The organism is Pseudonocardia kongjuensis (genome assembly GCF_039526905.1).
In the GTDB taxonomy this organism is placed as follows: Bacteria; Actinomycetota; Actinomycetes; order Mycobacteriales; family Pseudonocardiaceae; genus Pseudonocardia; species Pseudonocardia kongjuensis.
This window is the reverse complement of the sequence record NZ_BAAAJK010000024.1, coordinates 61588-86635: the sequence shown is the minus strand read 5'-3', so window position 1 is coordinate 86635 and position 25048 is coordinate 61588. Positions and strand designations below refer to the sequence as shown.

Annotated in this window: 28 protein-coding genes and 1 tRNA gene; 12 read left to right on the top strand and 17 right to left on the bottom strand. The window is 73.9% G+C overall.

All coding sequences use genetic code 11. The features are described 5' to 3' along the window. Nucleotides 1-50: 50 nt before the first annotated feature. Genes ABD160_RS20535 through ABD160_RS20520 form a run of 4 tightly spaced genes read right to left on the bottom strand, consistent with a single transcriptional unit; the run spans nucleotide 51 to nucleotide 2337 of the window. Nucleotides 51-914: a 5-oxoprolinase subunit C family protein gene (locus tag ABD160_RS20535; protein ID WP_344024895.1), complete on the bottom strand. Its 864-nt coding sequence runs from the start codon at nucleotides 912-914 to the stop codon at nucleotides 51-53. Continuing rightward, on the bottom strand, nucleotides 911-1525 hold the full coding sequence (locus tag ABD160_RS20530) for a 5-oxoprolinase subunit B family protein (RefSeq protein WP_344024894.1): 615 nt from the start codon (nucleotides 1523-1525) through the stop codon (nucleotides 911-913). The genes ABD160_RS20535 and ABD160_RS20530 overlap by 4 nt, the downstream gene beginning before the upstream one ends. Beyond that, on the bottom strand, nucleotides 1526-2155 hold the full coding sequence (locus tag ABD160_RS20525) for a heme-binding beta-barrel domain-containing protein (protein WP_425563640.1): 630 nt from the start codon (nucleotides 2153-2155) through the stop codon (nucleotides 1526-1528). Further along, nucleotides 2152-2337 carry a hypothetical protein gene (locus ABD160_RS20520; RefSeq protein WP_344024892.1) on the bottom strand — a complete coding sequence of 62 codons (186 nt, stop codon included), beginning with the start codon at nucleotides 2335-2337 and terminating at the stop codon, nucleotides 2152-2154. Before ABD160_RS20520 ends, ABD160_RS20525 begins: the two co-directional genes overlap by 4 nt. Nucleotides 2338-2477: 140 nt before the next feature. Here ABD160_RS20520 and ABD160_RS20515 point away from each other — a divergent pair, with 140 nt between their 5' ends. The 4 genes from ABD160_RS20515 (at nucleotide 2478) to ABD160_RS20500 (ending at nucleotide 7563) form a co-directional block, all read left to right on the top strand. After that, nucleotides 2478-4019, top strand: a complete 1542-nt coding sequence (locus tag ABD160_RS20515) for an FAD-dependent oxidoreductase (RefSeq protein WP_344024890.1) — start codon at nucleotides 2478-2480, stop codon at nucleotides 4017-4019. A 152-nt stretch (nucleotides 4020-4171) separates the two neighbouring features. Next, entirely contained in the window at nucleotides 4172-5110 is a 939-nt protein-coding gene (locus tag ABD160_RS20510) for an alpha/beta hydrolase (RefSeq protein ID WP_344024888.1), read from the top strand. Nucleotides 5111-5212: 102 nt separating this feature from the next. After that, on the top strand, nucleotides 5213-6832 hold the full coding sequence (locus tag ABD160_RS20505; RefSeq protein WP_344024886.1) for a flavin-containing monooxygenase: 1620 nt from the start codon (nucleotides 5213-5215) through the stop codon (nucleotides 6830-6832). Between the two features lie 83 nt (nucleotides 6833-6915). Continuing rightward, the gene (locus ABD160_RS20500; RefSeq protein WP_344024884.1) at nucleotides 6916-7563 is read left to right on the top strand and encodes a GntR family transcriptional regulator; all 648 of its coding nucleotides are present in this window, start codon (nucleotides 6916-6918) and stop codon (nucleotides 7561-7563) included. A 60-nt stretch (nucleotides 7564-7623) separates the two neighbouring features. On the opposite strand, the gene ABD160_RS20495 is transcribed toward ABD160_RS20500, so the two are convergent. The 6 genes from ABD160_RS20495 to ABD160_RS20475 all read right to left on the bottom strand — a co-directional run bounded on the left by ABD160_RS20495 (nucleotide 7624) and on the right by ABD160_RS20475 (nucleotide 10762). Then, the gene (locus ABD160_RS20495; RefSeq protein WP_344024882.1) at nucleotides 7624-7923 is read right to left on the bottom strand and encodes a DUF1416 domain-containing protein; all 300 of its coding nucleotides are present in this window, start codon (nucleotides 7921-7923) and stop codon (nucleotides 7624-7626) included. A 1-nt stretch (nucleotide 7924) separates the two neighbouring features. Next, nucleotides 7925-8761: a sulfurtransferase gene (locus ABD160_RS20490; RefSeq protein WP_344024880.1), complete on the bottom strand. Its 837-nt coding sequence runs from the start codon at nucleotides 8759-8761 to the stop codon at nucleotides 7925-7927. 42 nt (nucleotides 8762-8803) lie between these two features. Further along, nucleotides 8804-9271 (bottom strand): DUF4395 domain-containing protein, encoded by a 468-nt coding sequence (locus ABD160_RS20485; RefSeq protein WP_344024878.1) that lies wholly within the window; start codon nucleotides 9269-9271, stop codon nucleotides 8804-8806. 67 nt (nucleotides 9272-9338) lie between these two features. Next, nucleotides 9339-9413 carry an Ms5788A family Cys-rich leader peptide gene (locus ABD160_RS33350; protein ID WP_358481078.1) on the bottom strand — a complete coding sequence of 25 codons (75 nt, stop codon included), beginning with the start codon at nucleotides 9411-9413 and terminating at the stop codon, nucleotides 9339-9341. Nucleotides 9414-9493: 80 nt separating this feature from the next. Continuing rightward, a complete protein-coding gene (locus tag ABD160_RS20480; protein ID WP_344024876.1) occupies nucleotides 9494-9919 on the bottom strand; it encodes a thioredoxin family protein in 426 nt (141 codons plus the stop codon). A 15-nt stretch (nucleotides 9920-9934) separates the two neighbouring features. Further along, nucleotides 9935-10762 (bottom strand): LmeA family phospholipid-binding protein, encoded by an 828-nt coding sequence (locus ABD160_RS20475; protein ID WP_344024874.1) that lies wholly within the window; start codon nucleotides 10760-10762, stop codon nucleotides 9935-9937. A 215-nt stretch (nucleotides 10763-10977) separates the two neighbouring features. Here ABD160_RS20475 and ABD160_RS20470 point away from each other — a divergent pair, with 215 nt between their 5' ends. The 6 genes from ABD160_RS20470 (at nucleotide 10978) to pstB (ending at nucleotide 17013) form a co-directional block, all read left to right on the top strand. Next, complete coding sequence (locus ABD160_RS20470) at nucleotides 10978-11772, top strand: winged helix-turn-helix transcriptional regulator (protein ID WP_344024872.1); 795 nt, start codon at nucleotides 10978-10980, stop codon at nucleotides 11770-11772. Nucleotides 11773-11834: 62 nt separating this feature from the next. Beyond that, on the top strand, nucleotides 11835-12737 hold the full coding sequence (mshD, locus tag ABD160_RS20465; protein ID WP_344024870.1) for a mycothiol synthase: 903 nt from the start codon (nucleotides 11835-11837) through the stop codon (nucleotides 12735-12737). 180 nt (nucleotides 12738-12917) lie between these two features. Beyond that, a complete protein-coding gene (gene pstS, locus ABD160_RS20460) occupies nucleotides 12918-14018 on the top strand; it encodes a phosphate ABC transporter substrate-binding protein PstS (protein WP_344024868.1) in 1101 nt (366 codons plus the stop codon). Nucleotides 14019-14160: 142 nt separating this feature from the next. Then, a complete protein-coding gene (gene pstC / locus ABD160_RS20455; protein ID WP_344024866.1) occupies nucleotides 14161-15105 on the top strand; it encodes a phosphate ABC transporter permease subunit PstC in 945 nt (314 codons plus the stop codon). Nucleotide 15106: 1 nt separating this feature from the next. Next, the gene (pstA, locus tag ABD160_RS20450; RefSeq protein WP_425563639.1) at nucleotides 15107-16222 is read left to right on the top strand and encodes a phosphate ABC transporter permease PstA; all 1116 of its coding nucleotides are present in this window, start codon (nucleotides 15107-15109) and stop codon (nucleotides 16220-16222) included. An 11-nt stretch (nucleotides 16223-16233) separates the two neighbouring features. Next, the gene (gene pstB, locus ABD160_RS20445; RefSeq protein ID WP_344024862.1) at nucleotides 16234-17013 is read left to right on the top strand and encodes a phosphate ABC transporter ATP-binding protein PstB; all 780 of its coding nucleotides are present in this window, start codon (nucleotides 16234-16236) and stop codon (nucleotides 17011-17013) included. A 63-nt stretch (nucleotides 17014-17076) separates the two neighbouring features. Here pstB and phoU (ABD160_RS20440) read toward each other — a convergent pair whose 3' ends face one another. The 7 genes from phoU (ABD160_RS20440) to ABD160_RS20410 form a co-directional block, all read right to left on the bottom strand. After that, a complete protein-coding gene (gene phoU, locus ABD160_RS20440) occupies nucleotides 17077-17736 on the bottom strand; it encodes a phosphate signaling complex protein PhoU (RefSeq protein ID WP_344024860.1) in 660 nt (219 codons plus the stop codon). A gap of 84 nt (nucleotides 17737-17820) precedes the next feature. Further along, nucleotides 17821-17988 carry a dodecin domain-containing protein gene (locus ABD160_RS20435; RefSeq protein WP_344024859.1) on the bottom strand — a complete coding sequence of 56 codons (168 nt, stop codon included), beginning with the start codon at nucleotides 17986-17988 and terminating at the stop codon, nucleotides 17821-17823. Nucleotides 17989-18098: 110 nt separating this feature from the next. After that, nucleotides 18099-18755 carry a phosphate signaling complex protein PhoU gene (gene phoU, locus ABD160_RS20430; protein ID WP_344024857.1) on the bottom strand — a complete coding sequence of 219 codons (657 nt, stop codon included), beginning with the start codon at nucleotides 18753-18755 and terminating at the stop codon, nucleotides 18099-18101. Nucleotides 18756-18857: 102 nt separating this feature from the next. After that, nucleotides 18858-20387 (bottom strand): LCP family protein, encoded by a 1530-nt coding sequence (locus ABD160_RS20425; protein WP_344024855.1) that lies wholly within the window; start codon nucleotides 20385-20387, stop codon nucleotides 18858-18860. Nucleotides 20388-21671: 1284 nt separating this feature from the next. Continuing rightward, a complete protein-coding gene (locus tag ABD160_RS20420) occupies nucleotides 21672-22547 on the bottom strand; it encodes a GGDEF domain-containing protein (RefSeq protein ID WP_344024853.1) in 876 nt (291 codons plus the stop codon). Between the two features lie 154 nt (nucleotides 22548-22701). Further along, a complete protein-coding gene (gene dusB, locus ABD160_RS20415) occupies nucleotides 22702-23859 on the bottom strand; it encodes a tRNA dihydrouridine synthase DusB (RefSeq protein ID WP_344024851.1) in 1158 nt (385 codons plus the stop codon). Nucleotides 23860-23919: 60 nt separating this feature from the next. Beyond that, a complete protein-coding gene (locus tag ABD160_RS20410) occupies nucleotides 23920-24516 on the bottom strand; it encodes a superoxide dismutase (RefSeq protein WP_344024849.1) in 597 nt (198 codons plus the stop codon). A gap of 94 nt (nucleotides 24517-24610) precedes the next feature. On the opposite strand from ABD160_RS20410, the gene ABD160_RS20405 reads away from it, so the two are divergent. Together ABD160_RS20405 and ABD160_RS20400 are read left to right on the top strand one after the other, a co-directional pair. Further along, on the top strand, nucleotides 24611-24826 hold the full coding sequence (locus tag ABD160_RS20405) for a hypothetical protein (protein ID WP_344024847.1): 216 nt from the start codon (nucleotides 24611-24613) through the stop codon (nucleotides 24824-24826). Nucleotides 24827-24970: 144 nt separating this feature from the next. Next, nucleotides 24971-25043, top strand: a tRNA-Lys gene (locus tag ABD160_RS20400). Nucleotides 25044-25048 lie beyond the last annotated feature (5 nt).

Genomic DNA, 25048 nt, shown 5'->3' with positions numbered 1-25048 from the left:
CGCCGCGTTCCGCGGAACGCGGACGCGCGCTCACCCGCCCCGGCACGGTCTCAGCCGAGCACGGTGAACCGGACCCTGGTCCCGGGCGCCGCCTGGGCCAGCAGCGGCAGGTCGTCCGGCTCGACGACCGCGATCACCGGGTAGCCCCCGGTGGTCGGGTGGTCGGCCAGGAACACCACCGGCGGCCCGTCCGGCGGGGCCTGCACCGCACCGGTCACCATGCCCTCGCTGCGCAGCTCGCGGTCCCTGGTGTCCGGGTGCCGCGCCGGTGGCGGTCCGTCCAGTCGCACCCCGATCCGGTTGCCGTCCTGCGACACCGTCCACTCCGGACGGACCAGCGCGTCCCGCGGGTCGGCGAACCAGTCGTCGCGGGGGCCGAGCCGGGCGCGCAGCCGGATCGCCGGCCGCGGCACCGACACCGGGACCGGCCCGCCGACCGGCAGCCCACCGGTCCGGCCGCCGACCGGCAGCAGGTCGCCGTCGGCGAGCGCGGCCGGACCGAGCCCGGACAGCAGGTCGGTGCTCCGGCTGCCCAGCACCGCGGGCACGTCGAGCCCGCCCGCCACCGCGAGGTACACGCGCAGACCCCCGACCGGGCCCCCGACCTCGAGCACGGCGCCGTCGCGGAGGTGGACCGCGGTGTGCGACGCCGCGGGCCTGCCGTCCACCCGGACCGGCGCCGGCGCTCCGGTCACCGCGACGACGCGGCCGCCGTGGGCGCGCAGCCGCAGCCGCCCGCCCAGCAGCTCCAGCCCGGCGGCGCCGTCGTCGTTGCCGACCAGCCGGTTCCCCAGCTCGTAGGCGGGCCGGTCGAGCGCGCCGGACGGCGGCACGCCCAGGTGTGCGTTGCCGGGCCGTCCGCGGTCGGTGACCAGCGCCTGCGGTCCGGCGGCGAGGACCTCCAGCCCGCTCATCGGGCCTCGAACCGCACGCGGTCGCCCGGGGTGAACAGCGCGGGCCGGTCCGCCGCCGGATCGAACAGGACGGTGTCGGTGCGGCCGATCAGCCGCCAGCCGCCGGGGGAGCGGCGCGGGTACACGCAGCTGTAGACGTCGGCGATCCCGACCGAGCCGGCCGGCACCGCGGTCCGCGAGCTCTCCAGCCGCGGCTGCTGCAACGGCCCGGGCAGCCCGGACAGGTAGCCGAACCCGGGGGCGAAACCGCAGAAGTCCACCGTGTACTCGGCGCCGCTGTGCAGCGCGACCACCTCGTCCCGGGAGATCCCCGCGGTGTCCGCGACGAGATCGAGATCGGCGCCGTCGTAGGAGACCGGGATCGTGTGCAGCACACCGGTGCCACCGGCCCCGTCGCGCGGGTCGGCGTCGGCGACGGCGGCCCGCACCCGGTCCAGACCGGCCCCGGCGGAGACCTCCACGAGGACGGTCCGGGCGGCGGGCACGAGCTCGGTCACCTCCGGCAGCCGGGCGGCCCGCACGGCGTCGACGATCGCGGCCACCTCGGCGGCGGTCCGCACCTCGAACAGCAGTGCCCGGCTCCCGCACGGACGGGCGGTCGCGCCCTCCACCTAGCCGACCACGCGGTGCAGCAGCGCCGAGATGTGCGGCTGCATCGGCTGGCCGACCATCGCCCGCTCGTCGACGTAGGCGAGATCGCCCTGGTTCACCAGGCCGTAGAGCCGCTTCGCCCCGGTGACCTCCTTGGCCGACGGGGTGCGGGCGATCGCGTCGGTCTCGATCTCCCAGGACCGCATGTCGCCCTTCGGCCCGTAGTAGAGCTCGACGATCCCGGTGTTGTGGGCGATCAGCACCTCGACCGAGCCGTCCGGCTGCGGGCGCCAGAAGCCGGTCTCGCGGGCGGCCTGCCGGATGATCCCGCCGTCCGGGTCGAGCAGCCAGGACCGCGACTCGTAGGACAGGAACGGGCGGCCGTCGTGCGCGAAGGTGATCTGCTGTCCGAAGTGGAACGGGCCGTCGATCGTCGGGTAGACGACCTCGCCGGTGCCTCGCCAGGTGCCGACCAGCGGCAGCAGGCCCAGGCAGGCCTCGTTCAGGTCGGGGCCCTCGCGCAGGTTCGCGGTGTCGTCGTCGACCGGCAGGTCCGGCCACTGCGGCCGGTTGCGCTGCGGCGAGTCCGGGGCGGCGTTGGCGGGGCCGGTGATGGTGGTCTGCAGCTGCTCGTCGTCGGGGTCGGTCACGAGTCGCGCTCCTCGGTGTGGTGGTGGTCGTCGTCGGCGTCGTCCGGGACGGGACGGTCCGTGCGCCCGGGCTCGGGGGCGGCGGCGGGCTCGACGACGAACAGGCGCCGGAGCAGCCACCCGGCCCAGGCGGCGGTCCCCGCGGACAGGGCGATCAGCAGCCCGGTGGAGAACCAGTGCACGACGCGCCAGCCTACCGGCCCGCCGGTGCGGGACCCGCCGGGCCGCCGGGGCGGGCGTCCGGCCCTCCCCGCGGGTGCGCGCCGTGTGGTCTATTGGTGGTTCGACGTCGGCGAGCGGGTGGCCCGCGACCGGAGGCCCTGTGCACAGCGAGTACGACCTGATCTGCGTCGGTTCGGGGATCGGCGGTTGCGCCGCGGCCGCGGCGGCGGCCGACGCCGGGGCCCGCACCCTGGTGCTGGAGCGCACCGACGTCGTCGGCGGGGTCACCGCCGTCTCGGGCGGCCAGATCTGGATCCCCGGGAACCGCTGGGCCGCCGCGCTGGGCATCGCCGACACCGCCGAGGACGGCGCCCGCTACATCGACGCGGTGGCCGGCGGGCACAACGACCCGGCCCGGACCAGGGCACTGCTCGGCGCGGCCGACGAGGCGCTCGACCTGTTCACCGCACGGGGCCTGGAGCTGCGGGTGCTCCGCGGCCTGCCCGACTACTACCACCCGGACGTCGCCCACTCCACGGCCGAGGGGCGCTACCTCGAACCGGTCCCGCTACCGGCGGACGCGCTCGGCGGGTGGGCCGGCCGGCTGCGGCGGACCGCCGTCTGGAGCATGGGTGGCGACGGCGGTGGCACCACGCCGGCGGCCGAGCTGGTGACCGGGCAGGCCCTGGCCGGCTACTTCCTGCGTGCCGCGCTCGGGGCCGGCGCGCAGGTGATGACCGGAGCGCGGGTCACCGGGCTGCGCAGCCGCGACGGTGCGGTGACCGGGGTCGTCCTCGACGACGGCCGGGAGATCGCCGCCCGGCTCGGCGTCGTGCTGGCGACCGGCGCCTACGACCGCAACCGGGAGCTGGTGCACCGGTTCGAGGGCGTGCTCGACGACCACGGGACCGGCTCCCCGCCCGGGATCACCGGGGACCATCTCGGCATGGCCGCCGCGCTCGGGGCGTCGATCCGGGCGCTCCCGGCGGCCCGCAACACCGTGCAGGTGGGCTTCCCGACCGGTGAGCCCGACGAGGACGGCGGGCCCCGCTACCGCACGCACTGGGTGGTGCACCCGCACGAGATCATCGTGAACGCGCAGGGTGCGCGGTTCGCCGACGAGAGCTTCTATCCCGCGATCAACGCCGCGCTGCACCACCTGGACGGGGCGTCGCAGCGGCTGCCGAACTGGCCCGCCTGGCTCGTCTACGACCACGATCTCGCCGAACGCGGTGTCGTGCAGGTCGATCCGGGCCGGGTCGTCAGCGCGCCGTCGGTCGAGGAGCTCGCCCGGCGCGCGGGCATCGACGCCGCCGGGCTCGCCGCCACGGTGGCCGGCTACAACGCGGCCTGCGCCCGCGGCCGGGACGACGCCTTTGGCCGCGGCGAGCGGCCCTGGACGCTGTGGATGAGCCGGCTCGCCGGCTCCGGCACCGGCCCGAACCCCACACTGGGGCCGATCGTGCGGCCGCCGTTCCACGCCGCCCGGCTGGCCCGGGTCCAGGCCGGGCTCGGCTCGGCCGGGCTCGAGGTGGACACCTGCGCGCGGGTGCTCCGCTGGTCCGGCGGGCCGATCCCCGGGCTCTGGGCGGTGGGCAACGCGACCGCCCGCGACGACATGGGGTTCTCGGCGCAGAGCGGCACGTCCAACCTCCGGGGGATGGTCCAGGGGTACCGTGCCGGGCGCTCCGCCGTCTCCTGACCCGATGATCTTGATGCAGCATGCAGGATGCATTATTCACTCGTTCGGATGTGATGTAACTCGCTGACGCGTTCGTATCTTGTGGTTCCGCCCTTCGGCGCGGCTATCCGATCCGGACCTGTACGACCCCACATTCACAACGAGGTGAAACCATGGCGCTCGACGACGCGACGGCAGGATTCCTGGCCCAGATGGCGGAGAGCGGGGCCAAGCCGCTGCACGAGATGACCCCGGCCGAGGCCCGCGAGCTCGGCGGCATGCTGCGGGACATGTACGGCCCCGGCCCCGAGGTCGCGCAGCGGATCGACGAGACCGTCCCGGTCGACGGCGGCAGCATCGGCGTCCGGCTGCTGCTGCCGGAGGACCCGCGGGCGGTCATCGTCTACTACCACGGCGGCGGCTGGGTGATCGGCTCGCTCGACGAGTTCGAGACGCTCGGGCGGAACCTCGTGGCGCGCACCGGCGCCGCCGTCGTGCTGGTCGACTACCGGCTGGCGCCCGAGCACCGCTACCCGACCGCGGCCGAGGACTCCTGGGCCGCGCTGCGCTGGACCGTCGACCACCTCGCGGCCCGCGGCCTGCAGCTGCCGCTGATCGTCGCCGGGGACAGCGCCGGCGGGAACCTCGCCGCGATCATGGCGCAGCGGGCGAAGGCCGAGGGCGGGCCGGAGATCTCGCTGCAGGTGCTGGTCTACCCGGTGACCGACGCCGACGTCGACAACGCCAGCTACACCGACCCGGCCAACCAGCTGATGCTCAGCCGCGAGTCGATGATCTGGTTCTGGGACCACTACGCCCCGGACACCGCCGGCCGGTCCCGGCCCGACGCGTCGCCGCTGCGGGCGGCCGATCTGTCCGGCCTGCCGCCCGCCGTCGTGCTCACCGCCGAGCACGACGTGCTGCGCGACGAGGGCGAGGCCTACGCCGAGAAGCTGCGCGCCGCGGGCGTCCCGGTGCAGAGCCGCCGCTTCGAGGGCCAGATGCACGGCTTCTTCACCTTCGTCAACGTCCTGCCCGGCTCGGCCGCCGGCCTCGACTACGTCGCCGACCAGGTCGAGAAGCACCTCGCCGGCCGCTCGCAGCCGGCCTGAGCCCACCGGGCCGGCAGCACGCGCTCCCCACGCCGCACTGCACTCCGATCACTGCACTCCGATCTGCACTCCGATCTGCAACGACGCACGTCAGGAGCAAGCATGTCCAACGAACGGACCGTGGACGCCGTCATCGTCGGTGCCGGACTCGCCGGCCTCTACCAGCTGTACCGGTTGCGCGAGCTCGGGCTGACCACCCGGGTGTTCGAGACCGGCGACGGTGTCGGTGGAACCTGGTACTGGAACCGGTACCCGGGCGCCCGCTGCGACGTCGAGAGCCTCTCCTACTCCTACTCGTTCTCACCCGAGCTGGAACAGGAATGGCAGTGGACCGAGCGCTACCCCAGCCAGCCCGAGATCCTCAGCTACATCGAGCACGTCGCCGACCGGTTCGACCTGCGATCCGGGATCACCTTCCGGACCCGGGTCGTCTCGGCGGTCTTCGACGAGGCGACCAGCCGGTGGCGGGTGGACACCGACACCGGTGAGTCCGTCGACGCCCAGTACCTGATCATGGCGACCGGCTGCCTGTCCCGGGCCAAGGACATCGACATCCCGGGGATCGCCGACTTCCAGGGCGCGACCTACCACACCTCGCGCTGGCCACGGGAGGGCGTGGACTTCACCGGCAAGCGGGTCGCGGTGATCGGAACCGGATCGTCCGGCGTCCAGTCGATCCCGGTCATCGCTGAGCAGGCCGCCGAGCTCACCGTCTTCCAGCGCACCCCCGCCTACTCGCTCGCCGCCCGGAACCGGCCGCTGGAACAGTCCGAGATCGACGAGATGAAGGCCGACTACCGCAACTGGCGGGAGGCGCAGCGCACCTCCGGGTTCGGCGTGCCGGTCGAGCTCGCCACCCAGTCCGCCCACGAGGTGTCCGAGGCCGAGCGGAACGCGAAGTACGAGGCGGGCTGGCGGGAGGGCACGCTCGTCTCGATCCTGGCCGGCTACACCGACACCCTCACCGACGCCGCCGCCAACGAGACCGCCGCCGAGTTCGTCCGGCAGAAGATCCGGGAGCGGGTCCAGGACCCGCAGGTCGCCGAGACGCTGTGCCCCAGCACCTACCCGTTCGGCACCAAGCGGCCCTGCCTGGACACCGGTTACTACGAGACGTTCAACCTGCCGCACGTCTCGCTCGTCGATCTGCGGCGGACACCGCTGATCGAGGTCACCCCGGCCGGGGTGCGCACCTCCGAGCACGAGTACGCGTTCGACGTCATCGTGTTCGCCACCGGGTTCGACGCGATGACCGGCGCACTCGACTCGATCGACATCCGCGGCCGGGACGGCGTGCTGCTCCGGGAGAAGTGGGCGCAGGGTCCGCGCACCTACCTCGGGCTGGCCGTCGCCGGGTTCCCCAACCTGTTCACCATCACCGGCCCGTCCAGCCCGTCGGTGCTGTCGAACATGATCGTGTCGATCGAGCAGCACGTCGACTGGATCACCGACTGCATCGTCTCGCTGCGCGAACGGTCGATCGCCGCGATCGAGGCGACGACCGAGGCGGAGGACCAGTGGATCGCCCACGTCGAGGAGGTCGGCAACACCACGCTCTACCCGACCGCCGAGTCCTGGTACATGGGATCGAACGTGCCCGGCAAACCGCGGGTGTTCCTGGCCTACATCGGCGGGGTCGGCTTCTACCGCGAGCAGTGCGACGCGATCGCCGCCGACGGGTACCGCGGGTTCCGGTTGCACGAGGCACTCGCGACGACGTGAGCGACCCTCGCACCCCCGGGGCCGGTGCACCGGACACCGGCCCCGGGGGTGACCGGCCGGAGCCGGGAGAGCATGATTTCCCGGTGTCCTTCGCGATCCCGCCGACCCGGCGCGAGGCGATCACCCGTCAGCTCCGCGGCGAGATCGTCCAGGGCACCCTCGCGCCCGGAACCGTGATCAAGGACGCCGAGCTCGCCGCCCGGCTCGGGGTCAGCATCACCCCGGTCCGGGAGGCCATCGCCCAGCTCGTCGCCGAGGGGCTCGTCGACGTCGCACCGAACCGGACCCGGCGCATCGCCGACCTGAACGTGCAGGACACCGTCGACCTGTTCGACGTGATGGGCCTGCTCGCCTGCGCCGGCGTCGAGTGGGGCATCGAGAACATCACCGACGAGCACCTGGGCCGGCTGCGCACCCGGCTCGCCGAGTTCGAGGACGCGCTCGCCCGCCACGACGTGACCGTCGCCAACGCCGCCGGATCGGACTTCAGCACCATCCTGATCCTGGCCAGCGGCAACCGGGAGCTGCAGACCCACGTCGATCTCGTGGTGACCCGGACCCAGCGGATGATGGCGCTGAACTGGGACAGCGCCATGTGGACGCCGTGGACCGCGGGCTACCGCGCCGTCCTCGAACTGCTCGAGCGCGGCGACCGGGCGGGCGCCGTCGAGCGGTACCGGCAGATCTACCGGGAGTGCCGGGCGCTGCTCGGCGCCGCCGAACAGCCCTGACAGCGCGAACGGGCCCCTCCCGGGATCGGATCCCGGGAGAGGCCCGTGCGGCAGGTAGGCTCAGGCGACGGTGATTTCCGCCTGGTGCAGTCCCGGCCCGTCGGCGACGAGCTCGGACTGCCCGTTGCCCGAGCGCGACAGCGCCCGGACGGTCCAGGTGCCCGGGGCGGCGAAGAACCGGAAGTCCCCGGACGCCGACGACACCACCTCGGCGGTGAACTCACCGGTGCCGTCCAGCAGCCGGACGAACGCGCCGCCGACCGGGTCGCCCCCGGCCACCACGCGTCCGGCCAGCACGGTCTCCTTCTCCAGGTCCGTGCCCGCGGGCAGGCTCACGGTCTGGTCGGGTGCACCACACATGTCACTTCGCTCCCAGCTCGATCGGAACGCCGATCAGCGAGCCGTACTCGGTCCAGCTGCCGTCGTAGTTCTTGACGTCCGCGTGACCGAGCAGCTCGTGCAGCACCACCCAGGTGTGGCTCGAGCGCTCGCCGATCCGGCAGTAGGCGATGGTCGACCGGCCCTCGTCGAAGCCGGCCTCCTTGTACAGCGCGGCCAGCTCCTCGTTGGACCGGAAGGTGCCGTCCTCGTTGGCGGCCTTCGACCACGGGATGTTGATGGCCGACGGGATGTGCCCCGGGCGCTGCGACTGCTCCTGCGGCAGGTGGGCCGGGGCCAGGATCTTCCCGGAGAACTCGTCGGGCGACCGGACGTCGACCAGGTTCTTCGTGTCGATGGCCTCGACGACCTCGTCGCGGAACGCGCGGATCGAGGTGTCGGCCTCCTTCGCGGTGTAGGAGGTCGCCGGGCGGTCCTTGACGTCGGTGGTCAGGGTCCGGCCGTCCAGCTCCCACTTCTTGCGGCCGCCGTCGAGCAGCACGACCTTGTCGTGGCCGTAGAGCTTGAACTCCCAGTAGGCGTAGGCGGCGAACCAGTTGTTGTTGCCGCCGTAGAGCACCACCAGGTCGTCGTTCGAGACGCCCTTGGCGCCGAGCAGCTGCTCGAACTGCTCCTTGGTCACGATGTCGCGGCGGACCGGGTCCTGCAGCTCGTCGGTCCAGTTGACCTTCACCGCGCCGGGGATGTGACCCCCGTCGTAGGCGGTGGTGTCCTCGTCGACCTCGAGGAACACCACCCCGTCGGTCTCCAGGTTCTGCTCCGCCCAGTCGGCGGTGACGAGGACGTCCTCGCGGCTCATGTGTGATCTCTCCCGAATCGTGTCGCGTGAAGGTGTGGACGGTCAGGGGCGCGCGGCGGCGGTGCCGCCACCGCGCAGGCGGGCGAGCAGCCCGTACATCTCGCAGCCCAGGCAGTAGCCGAAGGCCGCGTTGAGGAACGCCGCGACGAGTGCCGCCGCGGCGGCGACGACGCCGAGCGCGGTCAGGCCGGTCAGGTACCCGGCGGCGGCGACGACGGTGAACACCAGCCCGACGGTCTGCGAGAAGCGGACCGGGGCGGCGTCCTCCCACTCGGTGGGCGGCCCCAGCCGCGGCGCGAGCAGCACCCGGTACAGCGCCCCGTACGGGGCGAACCGCATCCCGGCGACGGCGCCGACGGCGAAGACGACGGCCTGCGCGATGGCGAGCAGGCCGCTGCCGCTGACCAGCACCAGCGCCAGGACGACGGTGGTGAGGGCGGCGGAGAACCGGACACCGCGCGGGTCGAGCCGGGGCTCGGTGCGCGCGGGCCCGTTGTCCGTGACGGACATGGACACTCCTGGTGAACCGGGTTTCAGCCGGGCGCCCGACGGACGCCGCGGCGGGAGGGCACGCGGGTCAGGAGTCCAGACAGAGGCAGCCGGCGAGGCGGCACAGATCAACTGCGCGGCGTCGGGTCAGCGGCCAGTTCACACCCCGAGCGTAACCGACCCGGAGCGACCCGCACACCCCGTGCGCCCCGCCGATGCGTCACGGAGCGGGAGGGTGTCCGGTCAGGCCGGTGCGGCCGGCAGGGCGCCGGTCAGCTCGTCGGTGCGCGGGACCCCGGAGACGCGCAGGATCTCGCCGCCCGCGGCGTCGAAGACGACGGTGGTCGGGGTGCGCAGCACACCCAGCGCGCGGGCCACGTCGATCCGCTCGGCCACGTCGACCTCGACGTGCGCGAGCCCCGGATCGGCGGCCGCCAGGTCGCCGAGCAACCGTGCGGTCTGCCGGCACGGCGTGCACACCGGCGAGGAGAGCTGCAGCAGCAGGGCGCGCCTGCCGTCCGGCGCGATCCCGGCCAGCTCCCAGCCACCGGGGCCGGCCGCCCGGGCCGTCGTCGTCCGGACCCGCCCGGAGCGGTTGCGCAGCACCAGACCGGCCACCGTCGCCAGCGCCAGCACCACGATCAGCACGACCAGTCCACCGGTCTGCACCTGCGCCTCCCCGGGTCAGCTGGTGGAGCGGGTGGCCCCGTCCCCGCCGATGTCCAGATCCCGGACCGCCCCGGAGATCTCCAGGACGTTGTACTCCGGAATCGACGCCGACGTCGGCGTGACGCCCAGCGGGAGCGTCCCGGGATCGAGCTCGACGGCCAGCGCGCGCAGCAGCGAGTCGCGCACCGCGGCCGGGACGGGCTCGTTCGTGTCCATCTCCCGGACGTCGCGCGGCACGATCCGCAGCACGCCGTCGGTGACGACGAGCGCGCTCAGCACGCCCACCCGGGTGTCCGAGCCGTCCACCGGCAGCTCGGCGACGAACCGGGCGGCGGTGCGCGGGTCGGTGCCGCGCAGGGTCGGGTCGGCGCTGGCCCGGATCGCGGTGTCGATCGCGTTCGCGTCGACCTCCTCGACGGTCAGCCGCTCGACCGCGGCGGCCGGCCCGCCGGCCGCGACGACCATCCGCCGGACGTCGTTCGGGCTGATCCGGACGGCCCCCTCGGCGGCGGCCGCGCGGAACTCGGCGGGGCCGGAGCCGACCAGCGCGGACAGCGGGGCGCGCACGCCGTAGAGCTCCGCGCGCACCTCCGGGGTGCGCAGCGGGCCGATCGGCACCCGATCCATGCTCACCTCGACCTTGCCGTAGCGGCCGGTCACCGCCTGGGCCAGGAAGGAGAGGCCGGTCACCCGCACGGCCGGGTCCTCCGGCAGGTCGAGGGTGTCGCGCATCTGCCGGGCGATGCCGGACTCCGCCGCGGCGCCGGTACCGAGATCGGCCAGCACGAGCACGGCGGCCACGGCCAGCACGGCGGCGAGCGCCCGCTTCACGGTGCCTCCCACGGGCGGTGCCTCCCTGTGGCGGGTTCGGGACCCCAGAACGGTAGAGACCTGACGCTCCGTGCCCGCGCCCGACCCCCGACCTCACCTTCCGGACAGGTCCGGTAGGCCGATCCGGGTGGATCGATACACCCGGCGGGCGTGAGGCTGATCGCGATCCGGCTGACCAGCGCGTGACGTGGCGGTATCGTCCACGTATCGCGCGAGAGGAGGAGTCCATGGAACTGCTCCTGCTGACCACGGCTCCCGACGCGGCCGCCGTGCTGCCTGCCCTGTCCCTGCTCCCGCACAACGTGCGGACCGCGGCCCCCGAGGTGGCCGCACTGCTCGACGCCGGACCGCACGACGCGGTCCTCGTCGACGCCCGCAGTGACCTGGTGGCGGCCCGGAGCCTGTGCCGGTTGCTCGGCAGTACGGGAACCGACGTCCCCGTCATCGCCGTCCTCAACGAGGGCGGTCTGGTGGCGGTCTCCGGCGAGTGGGTGGTGGACGAGATCCTGCTGCCGGACACCGGGCCCGCCGAGGTGGACGCCCGGCTGCGGCTGCTGCGTTCGCGGCCCGGCGCGGAGTCCGCATCCGGTGGCGGTGCGCTGGTGCTCGGCGAGCTGGTCATCGACGAGGCCACCTACTCGGCCCGGCTCAAGGGCCGGCTGCTCGAGCTCACGTACAAGGAGTTCGAGTTGCTCAAGTACCTCGCGCAGCACGCCGGCCGGGTGTTCACCCGGGCCCAGCTGCTGCAGGAGGTCTGGGGGTACGACTTCTTCGGTGGCACCCGGACGGTCGACGTCCACGTGCGGCGGTTGCGGGCCAAGCTCGGCGGTGAGCACGAGCAGATGATCGGCACCGTGCGCAACGTCGGCTACAAGTTCGTCCGGCCGTCCCGCGGCGGTCTCACCGCCCCGCCGGACCCGGAGGGCGAGACCGATCCCGAACCCGCCGACCGTCGCCTCCCCGGAGCGGCCCGTCCGACCCCCCCGGGCCGGACCACCCCGGGGGCGCTCTCCTCGCGCTGACCGACACCGACGCCGACACCGATACCGACGCCGTCGATCGGGTGGGCACTAGGGTCCGGCCCGTGGATCCGCAGGTGCTCACCCGACTCGACGCCGACACCGCCGCCGCGGTGCACGAACTGCTCGCCGCCGCATCGCGCGCGGACGGCGCGGAGCCGCTGTCCGAGGCGTTCCTCCGCAACCTGCGTCCCGGCGCGACCGCGGACGGGGTGCTGCACCTGGTCAGCACCGGCGGTGCCGGAGACGTCGCGGTCGACGGGTACGCCCAGCTCGACGGCGGGTACGCCGAGCTGGCGGTGCACCCGGACCGGCGCCGGCGCGGGATCGGCAGCGCCCTGGTCACGGCGCTGGAGGCGGCGACGCCCGATCCGCACGTGTGGGCGCACGGCGACCTGGACGCCGCGAAGGCGCTCGCCGCGGCCCGCGGCTACCGCCGGGACCGGGTGCTGTGGCAGATGCGCCGCCCGCTGGCCGGGCCGGACGCGCCGGCGCTGCCCGAGGTGGAGCTCCCCGACGGCGTCACCCTCCGCTCGTTCGTCCCCGGCCGGGACGACGCCGAGTTCCTGCGGGTCAACAACGCCGCCTTCGACTGGCATCCCGAGCAGGGCGGCTGGACCGGCGACGAGCTCGCCGCCCGGCAAGCCGAGGACTGGTTCGACGCCGACGGGTTCCTGCTGGCCACCGACCCGTCCGGCACGCTGCTGGGCTACCACTGGACCAAGGTGCATCCCGCCGCGGGCGACGAGCCCGCGATGGGCGAGGTCTACGTGCTCGGCGTCGACCCGGCCGCGCACGGCCGCGGCCTGGGCCGGGTGCTGACCCTGGCCGGGCTGCACCACCTGCGCGATCGCGGGCTCGGCACCGTGCTGCTCTACGTCGAGGCCGACAACGCCCCCGCCGTCCGGGTCTACGAGCGGCTCGGCTTCGGGGTGCACGCCGCCGACGTCAACTACACCCGGGAGTGATCATCGTCCGGTCGCCGCTCGTCGATCGTGTGACACGGATCCCCCGACCGGCGGTCCTGTTCATTCCACGTTCATCTTCCGTGGGTCCTGCGTCCAACGGCGGCTCCTAGCGTCTGCGCTCGGACGGCCACCCCGGGCCGTCATCCCGAACGGCACCGGCCGACCACGGAGGAACCTGCAGTGAAGACGAAGCGGCGCGCGCCCCGGGCGCGCCTGGCGGCCGTCGGCGTCGCCACCACATGTGCGCTGTTCGTCGCCGGCTGCGGCGCGGCGAACGAGGGTGGCGGCGCGGCCGAGGGCGAGGGCGTCTCCGGCACGATCTCGGGCGCCGGTGCGAGCTCGCAGCAGGCCGCGATGCAGGCGTGGATCGCCGGGTTCGGCGACGCCAACCCGGGTGCGACCGTGAACTACGACCCGGTCGGCTCCGGCGGCGGCCGCACCCAGTTCATCCAGGGCGGTGTGCAGTTCGCCGGCTCGGACGCCTACCTCCACGACGAGCAGCTGGACGAGGCCCGCCAGCGCTGCGGCGGCTCGGTCATCGAGATCCCGAACTACGTCTCGCCGATCGCGATCGTCTTCAAGCTCGACGGCGTGCAGGACCTCAGCCTCTCCCCGGCCACCATCGCCGGGATCTTCCGCGGCGAGATCACCACCTGGAACGACCCGGCGATCGTCGCCGACAATCCCGGCGTCACGCTCCCGGCCACCGCCGTCACCCCGGTGCACCGCTCCGACGAGTCGGGCACCACCGAGAACCTCACCGACTTCCTGAACCAGGCCGCGCCGGACGTCTGGACCGACGAGGCCGACGGCAACTGGCCGATCCAGGGCGGCGAGGCCGCCCAGGGCACCTCCGGCGTGATCGGTGCGGTGAACGCGGGCAACGGCACCATCGGCTACGCCGACGCCTCGCAGGCCGGCGACCTGGGCCAGGCGAACGTCAAGCTGGGCGACCAGGACGTGGCGCCGACCGCCGAGGCCGCCGCGCAGATCTTCGAGGAGTCCCAGCGGGTCGAGGGCCAGGGCGACGGCTCGTTCGCCTACGAGCTCAACCGGACCGCCGCCGGCGGCGCCTACCCGGTGGTGCTCGTGTCCTACCTGATCGCCTGCCCGACCTACCCGGACCAGGCGCAGGCCGACGTGGCGAAGGCGTTCCTGAGCTACGTCGTCAGCGCCGAGGGCCAGGAGGCCGCGGCCCAGGCCGCCGGTTCCGCCCCGCTCTCGGACACCCTGCGCGGCGAGATCACGCCCGTGATCGACAGCATCTCGGCCGGTGGCTGAGCGGGTCCTGCGACCACTGGAGATCGAGTCGTATGTCATCTAGCCAGGAGCCCCGGGCGGTGTTCATCATGGACGCGCGGCCCGGGGCTCCGGGTGCCGTTCCGACCCTGCCCAGCGCACGTCCGCACATCCAGGGATCACTGTGACCACCACTCACGCCCCGCCTGAGCGCCCTGCCGGGAAGCCGGTCTCGCAGCTCGGTGACCGCATCTTCGCCGGTTCCGCGAAGGGCGCCGGGATCCTGATCCTGGTCGTCCTGGCCGGGGTCGCGGCCTTCCTGCTCATCGAGGCCTTCCCGGCGATCACCGCCTCCGAGTCGGAGCTGCCCGGCGGGATCGTCCTCTACGTCGCCCCGCTGATCTTCGGCACGCTGCTCAGCGCGGTGATCGCGCTGGTGGTGGCGACCCCGCTGGCCGTCATGGTGGCCCTGTTCATCAGCCACTACGCCCCGCGCAGGCTGTCCCAGGGGCTCAGCTACATCGTGGACCTGCTCGCCGCGGTCCCCTCGATCGTGTACGGCCTGTGGGGCGCCTGGACGCTGGCGCCGCTCTCGGTCGGCCTGTCCACCTGGCTCGCCGACAACCTCGGCTGGATCCCGCTGTTCGCCGGCCCGCCGTCGACCACCGGCCGCACCATGCTGGTCGTCGGGCTGGTGCTGGCGGTGATGATCCTGCCGATCATCACCGCGGTCGCCCGCGAGGTGTTCCTGCAGGCGCCGAAGCTGCACGAGGAGGCCGCGCTCGCGCTCGGCGCCACCCGCTGGGAGATGATCCGGCTCGCGGTCCTGCCGTTCGGCCGTTCCGGGATCATCTCCGGGGCCATGCTGGGCCTCGGCCGCGCACTGGGCGAGACGATGGCCGTCGCGATGATCCTCTCCGTGTCCGGCGCGATCACCTTCAACCTGATCAGCTCCGAGAACCCGGCGACGATCGCGGCGAACATCGCGCTGCAGTTCCCGGAGGCGTCCGGGCTGCGGGTCAACGTGCTGATCGCGTCCGGTCTGGTGCTCTTCGTGATCACCCTCCTGGTCAACATGCTCGCCCGCTACATCGTCGAGCGCCGCCGCGACTTCTCCGGAGCGAACTGAGATGTCCACCGGAACCGAACCCGACCGCACCGGAGAGGTCCCCGTGACCGGAACCGGGCTGGAGGCCCCCGCCTCCGCCACACCGGCGGTCCTGCGCCGCAAGGGCAGCCTCCCGCGGTGGGCGCCGCTGGGCATCCTCGCCGTCACCGCCGCCGTCATGGCGGGCGTGGTGCTGGCGATCGGCTCCGGCGTCGGGCTGTGGCTGTTCTTCACCGCCGTGGTGTACGCGGGCGCCACCTACACCGCGTCACGCGTCGTCGAGGGTGCCCGCAAGGCCGCCGACCGGCTGGTCACGGTCGTGGTGACCAGCGCGTTCCTGCTCGCGATGATCCCGCTGGTCTCGGTGCTCTACACCGTGGTCAGCCAGGGCTGGGAGCGGTTCGACGCCACCTTCTTCACCAACTCGATGCGGGGCGTGGTCGGCGAGGGCGGCGGTGCGCTGCACGCCATCCAGGGCACCCTGATCATCACCGGGCTGGCGGCGGCCATGTCCATCCCGGTCGGCGTGCTGACCGCCATCTACCTGGTCGAGTACGGCAACAACTCGCGGCTGGCCCGGGCGATCACCTTCTTCGTCGACGTCATGACGGGCATCCCGTCGATCGTCGCCGGCCTGTTCGCCTACGCGCTGTTCGCGCTGCTGCTCGGCCCGGGCGTGCGGTTCGGCTTCGTCGGCGCCGTCGCGCTCACCGTGCTGATGATCCCGATCGTGGTGCGCTCCACCGAGGAGATGCTCAAGATCGTCCCGAACGAGCTGCGCGAGGCGTCGTTCGCGCTGGGCGTGCCGAAGTGGCGGACGATCCTCAAGGTCGTCATCCCGACGACGGCGGGCGGCATCGCCACCGGCATCACCCTGGCGATCGCCCGGGTGATCGGCGAGACGGCGCCGCTGCTGGTCACGGTCGGCCTCGCGACCGGGGTGAACCTCAACCCGTTCGACGGCCGGATGGCGACCCTGCCGGTGTTCTCCTACTACTCCTACGCGGTGCCCGGCGTGCCCCGTGAGCCGTTCCTCGACCGGGCGTGGACCGCGGCCCTGGTGCTGATGCTCATCGTGATGGTGCTGAACGTCGTCGCCCGGCTGATCTCGAAGTTTTTCGCCCCGAAGACCCGATAGGACATCCCGCCATGGGTAAGAGCGTCGAAGCCAAGAACCTGAACATCTACTACGGCTCGTTCCTCGCGGTCGAGGGCGTCAACATGACGATCAACCCGAAGACGGTGACCGCGCTGATCGGGCCGTCCGGCTGCGGCAAGTCGACCTTCCTGCGCTCGATCAACCGGATGCACGAGAACATCCCGGGCGCCCGCGTCGAGGGCAGGCTCGAGCTGGACGGCCAGGACCTCTACGGGGCGAACGTCGACCCGGTCGGCGTGCGCCGGCAGATCGGCATGGTGTTCCAGCGGCCGAACCCGTTCCCCACGATGTCGATCTACGACAACGTGATCGCCGGGATGAAGCTGAACAACCGCCGGGCGTCGCGGGCCGAGTTCGACGACACCGTCGAGCGCTCGCTGCGCGGCGCGAACCTGTGGAACGAGGTCAAGGACCGCCTCGAGAAGCCCGGTTCCGGCCTGTCCGGCGGCCAGCAGCAGCGGCTGTGCATCGCCCGCGCGATCGCGGTGCGCCCGGACGTGCTGCTGATGGACGAGCCGTGCTCGGCGCTGGACCCGATCTCCACGCTCGCGATCGAGGACCTGATCAACGAGCTGAAGAACGACTACACGATCGTCATCGTGACCCACAACATGCAGCAGGCCGCCCGGGTCAGCGACTTCACCGGCTTCTTCAACATCGAGGGCACCGGCAAGCCCGGCAAGCTGGTCGAGATCGACGAGACGAAGACGATCTTCTCCCAGCCGTCGCAGAAGGCCACCGAGGACTACGTCTCCGGCCGCTTCGGCTGAGCCGGCCCCGGACCGTCCGGCCCCGGTGCCCCGCGTGGGTGCCGGGGCCGACCCGTGTGCCGGTCAGAGGGTGACCTCGTCCGGGGTGGCCCCGGTGACCGCGTAGACGACGTGATTCGCCAGGTGCACGCAGTGGTCGGCGTAGCGCTCGTGGAACCGGGCCAGCAGCGCGGCATCCACCGCGGCGGGCACGCCGGCCGCCCAGGTGGGCCCGAACATCAGCTCGAACACCGAGCGGTGCACCTCGTCGATCGCGTCGTCGTCGGACTCCAGCTCGCAGGCGAGGACGACGTTGCGGGTGCGGAGCACGGTGACGGCCTTGTGCCCCAGCGCGGTGACCAGCGCGCCGTACTCGGTGAACAGCTCGACGGCCTGCTCGGGCAGCGCCGGCCGGTCACCGGCCCGGACGACCACCTCGGCGACGTGCCGGGCCAGGTCACCCATCCGCTCCAGCTGCTGAGAGCAGCGCAGCGCGGTGATCACCGACCGCAGCGGGCTCACCATCGGCTGGTGCAGCGCCATCGTCTCGACGGCCAGCAACTCGATCGCGGCCCGGTGCCCGTCGATGATGTGGTCGCGTGCGACGACCTGCTCGGCCAGCCGGCGACGGTTGTGCAGGAGGGCCTCGGAGGCGTTGCGGAACGCCGTCACGACCAGCGGGCCCATCTCGTCGAGCATGGCCTGCAGCTGCGTCAGGTTGTCGTCGAGTGTCTCCCTGCGCATGCCCACGACCTTAGATCGGCTCGGACGGCGGCCTCGCCGGGACTGCGATGAACGGTCGGTGAACGGGCGGCGCGTACCGGGCGCTCAGGCGGCCATCCGGACGCCGACCCGCAGGTCGACCTGGAAACGCTCGGTCGAGGCGAGCACGGTGGAGCGCACACCGGTGACCTCGAACCACTCGAGGGACTGTCCGGCCCGGCCGACGCCGTTCCGGATCGCCTCCTCGACGCTCTCGTCCGACGTGCCGGTCACCTCGGTGACGACACACCCCGCGTGTTCCATGGCTCAGGTGTGCCCCGGCCGTCTCACCGCCAAACGCGATCCGGCGGGCGCCGGGGTTCCCGCGCGCCGTGCGGCGACCCTCAGACGGCCAGCGGGCCCGGCATCTGGCCGGTCACGACGTAGACGATCCGCCGGGCGACGGCCACCGCGTGATCTGCGTAACGCTCGTAGAACCGGGCGAGCAGCGCGACGTCGACGGCGGCGGACACCCCGTGCGTCCAGTTGCGGTCCATCAGCACGGTGAACATGTGCTGGTGGAGGTCGTCCATCTCGTCGTCGTCGACCTCCAGCTCGGTCGCCGCTTCCAGGTCCCGGCTCCGGATCACCCGGCCCGCCTTCTCGGCCAGCGCCACCCCGACCCGGCCCATCTCGGTGAAGTACGGCTTGACCTCGTCGGGCAGCACCGACTGCGGGTGCCGCCGCCGGGCCGCCTGCGCCACGTGCAGGGCGAGATCGCCCATCCGCTCGATGTCACCCGCACCGTGGATCGCGGCGACGACGACCCGCAGGTCGGTCGCCACCGGGGCCTGCAGCGCGAGCAGCCCGAACGCCCGGTGCTCGGCGGTCGCACGGACCCCGTCGATCCGGACGTCCTCGGAGATGACCTGTTCGGCGAGCTGCAGATCGGCCTCGAGCAGCGAGCGGGTCGCGCGGTCCATGGCGGCGGCGACGTCGTCGCACATCCCCGCCAGGCCGGACGCCAGCTCGTCCAGCTGCTCCTGGTACGTGTCGCGCATGCCCCGAGCCTAGAGCCGGTGTCGACCCCGGTCAGCCTCGGCGGATGAACCCACGATGAACGGTGTCCGACGTCCGGAGGGCCCGGGGCACCGCCGCGGCGCTCAGGAGCAGTCGGCGTCGTCGGCCGGGACGGCCTGCACCGGGGCGGTGCCGGTCGCCCCGACGACGATCTCCAGCCGTCCGCTGCCGGTCGGGTCCGGTGCGGGCCACGCCCCGGGGAGCACGCCGACGAGCGTGCCCGCCGCATCGGTCCGGTCGGGGGAGTAGCGGACCGTCGCGCCCTCGGCGGGATCGCCGGTGCGGACCGCGCCGATCTCGTAGCCGCGCTCCCGCAGGTTCTCGGCGATCCGGTCGACCGAGCCGGGGGAGCCGGTGGCGTCGACCAGGTCGACGACCGTCCCGGCGGTCGCCGGGGCGGCGGCGGACCGGGCGGCCGGCGCGGTCGCCGACTCGGGCAGCGGCTCGTGCTTGCGCAGCGCGGCGAACAGCGCCCGCGCGTCGCTGCGCTGCAGCTCCAGGTGCCCGCGGGTGTTCGGCGTCTCGGAGACCGGCAGGCCCAGGAACAGCGGGGTGCTCCCGTCGCCTGCGGTGCCGGCCCGGCCGAGGCCGCGGGCCAGGGTCAGGATCTCCCCGGCATCGACGCCGTCGGCGACGATCGCCGCCGACACACCCTCGGCGGCCCGGCCGGCGGCCCCCGGGGTGAGCAGCGAGGTCGTGGAGAGCGCGTCGCCCAGCGCCGCGCCGAGCACCCGCTGCTGGCGCTGCACCCGGTTCGCGGGGGAGCTGTCGGCGGTCGCGGCGGCGGCGGCGAACCGGAGGGCGAGCGGGCCGTCCAGCGGGACCGAGCCCGAACCCTCGACGACCGGCCCGAGCACCGGATCGACCACCGGGCGCTCGGTGCAGACCCGGATCCCGCCGACGGCGTCGACCAGCTCCGGGGTGCCCGCCAGGTCGAGCGCGACGACACCGGTCACCGGGATGCCGGTGAGCTGCTGCACGACGCCGACGGTGCAGGCCGGGCCGCCGACGTCGTAGGCGGTCGCGAACGCCGTCCGCGACTCGGCCGGGACGGTGTCGCCGTAGCTGCCGGTCGCCGGGTCCCAGCGGTCGCACGGCGGCCGGGCCACCTCGAGCGTCGCGGGCACCGACAGGGTCACCGGCTGGCCGCCGCCCGCCGGCTGGTGGACCAGGACCGCGGTGTCGGTGCGGGCCGACTCCGGTGCGTCCGCTCGGTCCGCCTGCAGGCCCAGGACCAGGATGTTCCGGTCGCCGGTCTGGGTGTCGGCGTCCAGGATCGCGTCGGAGTCCGGGGCGAGCGCCGCGGCCGGCCGGATCCCGTCGTACACCTGGCCGCGGGCGCTGAACCCGAACGCGGTCGTGACCAGGACCAGCGCGGCCGCCGCGGCCGCGCCGATCCGGGCCCAGCGCCGGTGGTCGGGGCGGGTGGGCGTGGCCCCGGTCGCTTCCGTCGCGCCGCCTGCTGTTGCGCTGCCTGCTGTCGCGCCGCCTGCCGTTGCGCTGCCTGCTGTCGCGCCGCCTGCTGTCGCGCCGGCTGCCGTCGCGCTGCCTGCTGTTGCGCCGGCTGCTGTTGGTCCGGCCGCGGCCGGACCGGTCGCCGGTGCGCCGGTCACGGTGGCTCCGGCCGGGTTGCCTGCGTCCGCTGCGTTGCCCGGCCCGGCCGCCGCACCCGTCCCGCCCGGCGCACCGGCGGGTGGCTCGTCGGCGACCTCGTCTGCGTAGCGGCGGCGCAGCCGGCGGGGCACCGCCGAGATCTGGGTCTCCCGGGAGTCGGTGGCGCTCCGGGCGGGCGCCTTCCCGGCGGCCTTCCGGCCCTCCGCCGCGCGTTCCGGTGCGGCCGCACGTTCGCCTGCGCCGCGTTCGCCTGCGCCGCGTTCACCTGTTCTGCGTTCACCTGCGCCGCGTTCCGGAGTGGCGCGTTCCGGTCCGGGGCCGCGTCCCGGCGCGGCGGGCGGCTCCGGCGCGGCGCGGCGGTCACCGTTCGGCGCGTCGTCGGGCCCGGTGCGGGCCGGTCCCGTCGGTGCTGCCGCCGGCCGGTCGGTGGCGGGCACGCCGCCGGTGCTGCCGGCCGGACCGTGACGGCCGGTAGCACCGGTCGCGGGGACTGCCGGGCCGGGATGGCCGGTGGCGCCGGTCGTGGGGACGGCCGGGCCGGGATGGCCGGTGGCGCCGGTCGTGGGGACGGCCGGGCCGGGGCGGCCGGTGGCGCCGGTCGCGGGGACTGCCGGACCGGGATGGCCGGTGGCGCCGGTCGTGGGGACGGCCGGGCCGGGGCCAGCAGGATCGTGGCCGCCGGTGCCGACCGGCCGGGGGAGGCCGGGTGCGGGCGTGGCCGGGTTGCGGCTGCCCGGCGGGGGAGGAGTGGGGCCGCCTGCCGGGTTGCGGTGGTCCGGTGGGGGCGGTGTGGGGCCGCCCGCCGGGTGGTGGCCGCCGGTGCCGGTCGCCCGGGGGAGCCCGGGTGGCGGCGTGGCCGGGCCGGACCGCGCCGGGCCACGGCCGGGCAGCACCGGCCCGGGCATGCCGGGGGCCGGCGTCGTGGGGGCGGGCCCGGCCGGACCGGACCCGGTGGGTGCCGGGCCACCCGGACGGGAACCGCCCGGTGCGGGGCCACCGGGGTGCCGGGGCACCCGGCCACCGCGCACCCGTCGCACACCGGCCGGCGGGACGGGGCCGGGCGGCACCTGCCGGCCGGAGCCGGTGGGGCCAGGCGGCGACCCGGGCCGGTCGTCCGCGGGCTGGTCCGGCGGATCGGCGGCGTCGGCCCTGCGGCGGGTACGCCGGGGCCGGTGGCCGTCGTCGTCGCCGTCCTGCACCGGGCCTCCTCCTCGCGCGGCCGTTCCCGGCGCGCTCGCCGTCCGTGTCGGGGGACGCGGACGACCGGATCCTGCGCGGTGAGTCTATTCAGCCGTCAGCGGGGACGGTGGCCCGGGGCGGCCGCCGTGTGCGTCCGGTTGGGGGATCGACCTGCGTCCGGATGCCGCACCGGCGAGCACCACGCGACCGCCCGGGCCACGGTGCGCGACGGCGTTGCGGCCCGCCTGCTTGGCCGTGTAGAGCAGCAGGTCGGCCTCGGCGACCAGCGGGTCCACCGCCGCGTCCCCGGGGCCGGTGTGCGCGATGCCGATGCTGATCGTCATCCGCAGCTCGGGGTGGAGCTCGGACCAGTCGTGCGCGGCCACCCGCTCGCGGGCCGCCTCGCAGGCCGCGACGCCCTCGTCCGGGCCGAGACCGGGCAGCACCAGGGCGAACTCCTCGCCGCCGTACCGGGCGCAGAACGCGCCCCGGGGCAGCGCCCGGCCGAGCTCGAGCACGATCCGCTGCAGGACCCGGTCGCCGAAGGGGTGCCCGTGGGTGTCGTTGACCAGCTTGAAGTGGTCGATGTCGGCGAGCGCCAGGCAGACCTGCCGGTCGGCGCCGAGCAGGTCGGCGAGCGTCTCGTCCAGGTAGCGCCGGTTGTAGGAGGCGGTCAGGCTGTCCCGGCGGCTCTGCTCGTGCGCCTCGGCGTGCTCGCGCCGCAGCCGGTCCAGCTCGTCCTCGACCACCGCGGCGCCGTTCAGCAGCCGGACCGCCTCGCGCAGGTGCAGATACGCCTGCTCGAACCGGTCGTGGGCGGCGAGCCGCTCCGCGGCGGCGGTGTGCAGCGCGGCCCGGGCGGTGGGCGTCGTCGGCGGGACGTCACCGATCCCGGGATCGGGGGCGACGTCGGTGGGCGGCAGCGCCGCGCGCCGTGCGGAGCGCACCAGGTTGCGCACCGTCCAGGCCGTGTCGGTCACCGTCCACCTCCCGTCTCGTCGATCATCACCGGTGTTATCGGTGCGACGATTGTGGTGCTTGAGACGCATGATGATTCAGTACCCGTTCGGCGTGTCCGGTTCCCCCGGCCCGGGGACGGACCCGTCGCCCCGGGGTGGCCCGGACACTCGATGATCAGCCGCCGGAGTGCTCCACGTCCGCACCGAAGGGGACGGACGGGTCGTCCGGGTCGTCGAGCCAGTGCTCCGGGAGCACCACCCGGCCGGGGGAGCCCTGACGGCCACGCGGGCCGTCGGCGTCCGCCGGGAAGGGCTCGTGCGGGTCCAGCTCGGCCAGCAGGTCGTCGAGATGCCCGATCGAGGTGACCATGCCCAGGCTGCGGCGCAGGTCCGAGCCGACCGGGAAGCCCTTGAGGTACCAGGCGACGTGCTTGCGGACGTCGCGGATGCCCTTGTGGTCGCCCATGTGCTCGCAGAGCAGCACGGCGTGCCGGCGCAGGGTCGCCGCGACCTGGCCGAGGTTCGGCGGGGCGGGCAGCTCGCGCCCGGCGAACGCCGCCTCCAGGTCGCCGAACAGCCACGGCCGACCCAGGCAGCCCCGGCCGACCACGACGCCGTCGCACCCGGTGCGCGCGACCATGTCCAGCGCGTCCTGCGCGGAGAAGATGTCGCCGTTGCCGAGCACCGGGACGTGCGCCGGCACGGCCTCGCGCAGCCGGGCGATCGCGCTCCAGTCCGCGGCGCCGGAGTACCGCTGGGACGCGGTGCGGGCGTGCAGTGCGACGGCGACCGCGCCGGAGTCGACCGCGATCCGGGCGGCCTCGAGGTGGGTGTGGTGCTCGTCGTCGATGCCGATCCGCATCTTGACGGTGACCGGCCGGTCGCCCGCCCCCTCGACCGCGGCCCGCACGATCCGCTCGAACAGCTTCCGCTTGAACGGCAGCGCGGCGCCGCCGCCGCGACGGGTGACCTTCGGGACCGGGCAGCCGAAGTTCATGTCGATGTGGTCGGCGAGATCGCGCTCGACGATCATCTCGGCGGCCCGGCGCATCGACGCCGGATCGACGCCGTAGAGCTGCATCGAACGGGGGTGCTCGTCGCCGTCGAAGGCGATCATGCGGAAGGTGAGCGGGTTCTTCTCCACCAGCCCGCGGGCGGTGATCATCTCGCAGACGTAGTAGCCGGCGCCCTGCTCCCGGCACAGACGGCGGAAGCCGGCGTTCGTGATACCGGCCATCGGTGCGAGCACCACCGGCGTGTCGACCGCATAGGGGCCGATCCGCAACGGTGGCAGCACGCGGCCGCGACGGGCGGGGGCGTACTGCACGGTCACACCGACGATTGTCCCAGGTGCGTCCCGCGCGTCGCGCCCCGCCCGCCGACGGGGGACGGATCAGAAGTCGACGGTCACGCAGCCCGGGCGCCCACCGGCGGTGCCGGCGTGCCCGGCGTGGGTCGCGGTGGGCTCCTCGTGCAGGATCACCGACTCCGCGCGGCGGTCGTCCGGGAAGGTCCACGGGACGGTGCTCGTCGACTCGCCGGCACCGGTCCCGTCGGTGGTGACGTCGAGCCAGATCTCGTTCTGCGGGTTCGCGTACGCCGGGTCGACGCTCGGCGTGACCGGGTCCTCGGAGAACTGGTAGTGCGGGCCGGCGTCGGCGCCGTCCTCGGGCGTGCACGCCTGGGTGTGCGCGTGCGAGCCGTACGTGCGGTTCGGCTGGAGGCCGGTCACCCGCAGCGTGGTCGTCGTCGAGCCCTCGCTCTCCTCGCTCGTCACCTCGACGGTCGCGCCCACCGGGACGAGCTCGGTGTCGTAGGTGTAGGCGGGACCCTCGCCGCCCTCGGCGAACGTGGCGGAGACCTGGACGGTCTGCCCGGCCGTGGCCTCGGCCTGCTGGTCGTCGCCGTTCCCGTTGCCGCCGCAGGCGGTGACGAGGAGCGCGGCCGCGCCGAGCATCGCGAGCCGGGTGGTCGTACGTCGGAACCTCATGCCCCGATGGTGCGCCGAACCGGACTTTCGGGCCGGATCCGCCACGCCGTCGTGGCCCGGATCCACCGGGTCGGGTGTCCGCTACCGTTGCCGCGTGACTACCGACGTGGTCGAGCGCACCGAGGATCTCCCCGACCCGCTGGACGCGGTCGCCGAGCCGGTCAGCTGCGTCCGTTGCTCCACCGGGGCGCTCCTGACGATCGTCGGGCGCTGCGCGGACTGCATCTCCGACATGGGCCGCAATCACCCGGACGAGCGCGAGGCGTGGAAGCGGGAGCTCACCGAGGCGATCGAGAGCCGCGGCGAGTAGCCGGCACCTCCCCGTCCGGAGGTGTCGCATTGACGAGATCGGTGCCGCCCGGCTGTACGATGTGACCCGGGATCGCCGAGACCGTCCGGGGGGACAGATCATCCGGCGGCGGTTCCGCCCCGGCGTCGGTCGGGGTGGTTTCTGGGGCCTCTAGCTCAATCGGCAGAGCAGCGGACTTTTAATCCGCGGGTTCGGGGTTCGATCCCCCGGGGGCCCACATTC

What these genes read in the sequence shown, in the direction of transcription:
- ABD160_RS20535 (WP_344024895.1), bottom strand. Translation starts at nt 914, where the DNA reads ATGAGCGGGCTGGAGGTCCTCGCCGCCGGACCGCAGGCGCTGGTCACC.
- ABD160_RS20510 (WP_344024888.1), top strand. Translation starts at nt 4,172, where the DNA reads ATGGCGCTCGACGACGCGACGGCAGGATTCCTGGCCCAGATGGCGGAG.
- ABD160_RS20505 (WP_344024886.1), top strand. Translation starts at nt 5,213, where the DNA reads ATGTCCAACGAACGGACCGTGGACGCCGTCATCGTCGGTGCCGGACTC.
- ABD160_RS20495 (WP_344024882.1), bottom strand. Translation starts at nt 7,923, where the DNA reads ATGTGTGGTGCACCCGACCAGACCGTGAGCCTGCCCGCGGGCACGGAC.
- ABD160_RS20490 (WP_344024880.1), bottom strand. Translation starts at nt 8,761, where the DNA reads ATGAGCCGCGAGGACGTCCTCGTCACCGCCGACTGGGCGGAGCAGAAC.
- ABD160_RS20485 (WP_344024878.1), bottom strand. Translation starts at nt 9,271, where the DNA reads ATGTCCGTCACGGACAACGGGCCCGCGCGCACCGAGCCCCGGCTCGAC.
- ABD160_RS20470 (WP_344024872.1), top strand. Translation starts at nt 10,978, where the DNA reads ATGGAACTGCTCCTGCTGACCACGGCTCCCGACGCGGCCGCCGTGCTG.
- pstA (WP_425563639.1), top strand. Translation starts at nt 15,107, where the DNA reads ATGTCCACCGGAACCGAACCCGACCGCACCGGAGAGGTCCCCGTGACC.
- pstB (WP_344024862.1), top strand. Translation starts at nt 16,234, where the DNA reads ATGGGTAAGAGCGTCGAAGCCAAGAACCTGAACATCTACTACGGCTCG.
- phoU (WP_344024860.1), bottom strand. Translation starts at nt 17,736, where the DNA reads ATGCGCAGGGAGACACTCGACGACAACCTGACGCAGCTGCAGGCCATG.
- phoU (WP_344024857.1), bottom strand. Translation starts at nt 18,755, where the DNA reads ATGCGCGACACGTACCAGGAGCAGCTGGACGAGCTGGCGTCCGGCCTG.
- ABD160_RS20410 (WP_344024849.1), bottom strand. Translation starts at nt 24,516, where the DNA reads ATGAGGTTCCGACGTACGACCACCCGGCTCGCGATGCTCGGCGCGGCC.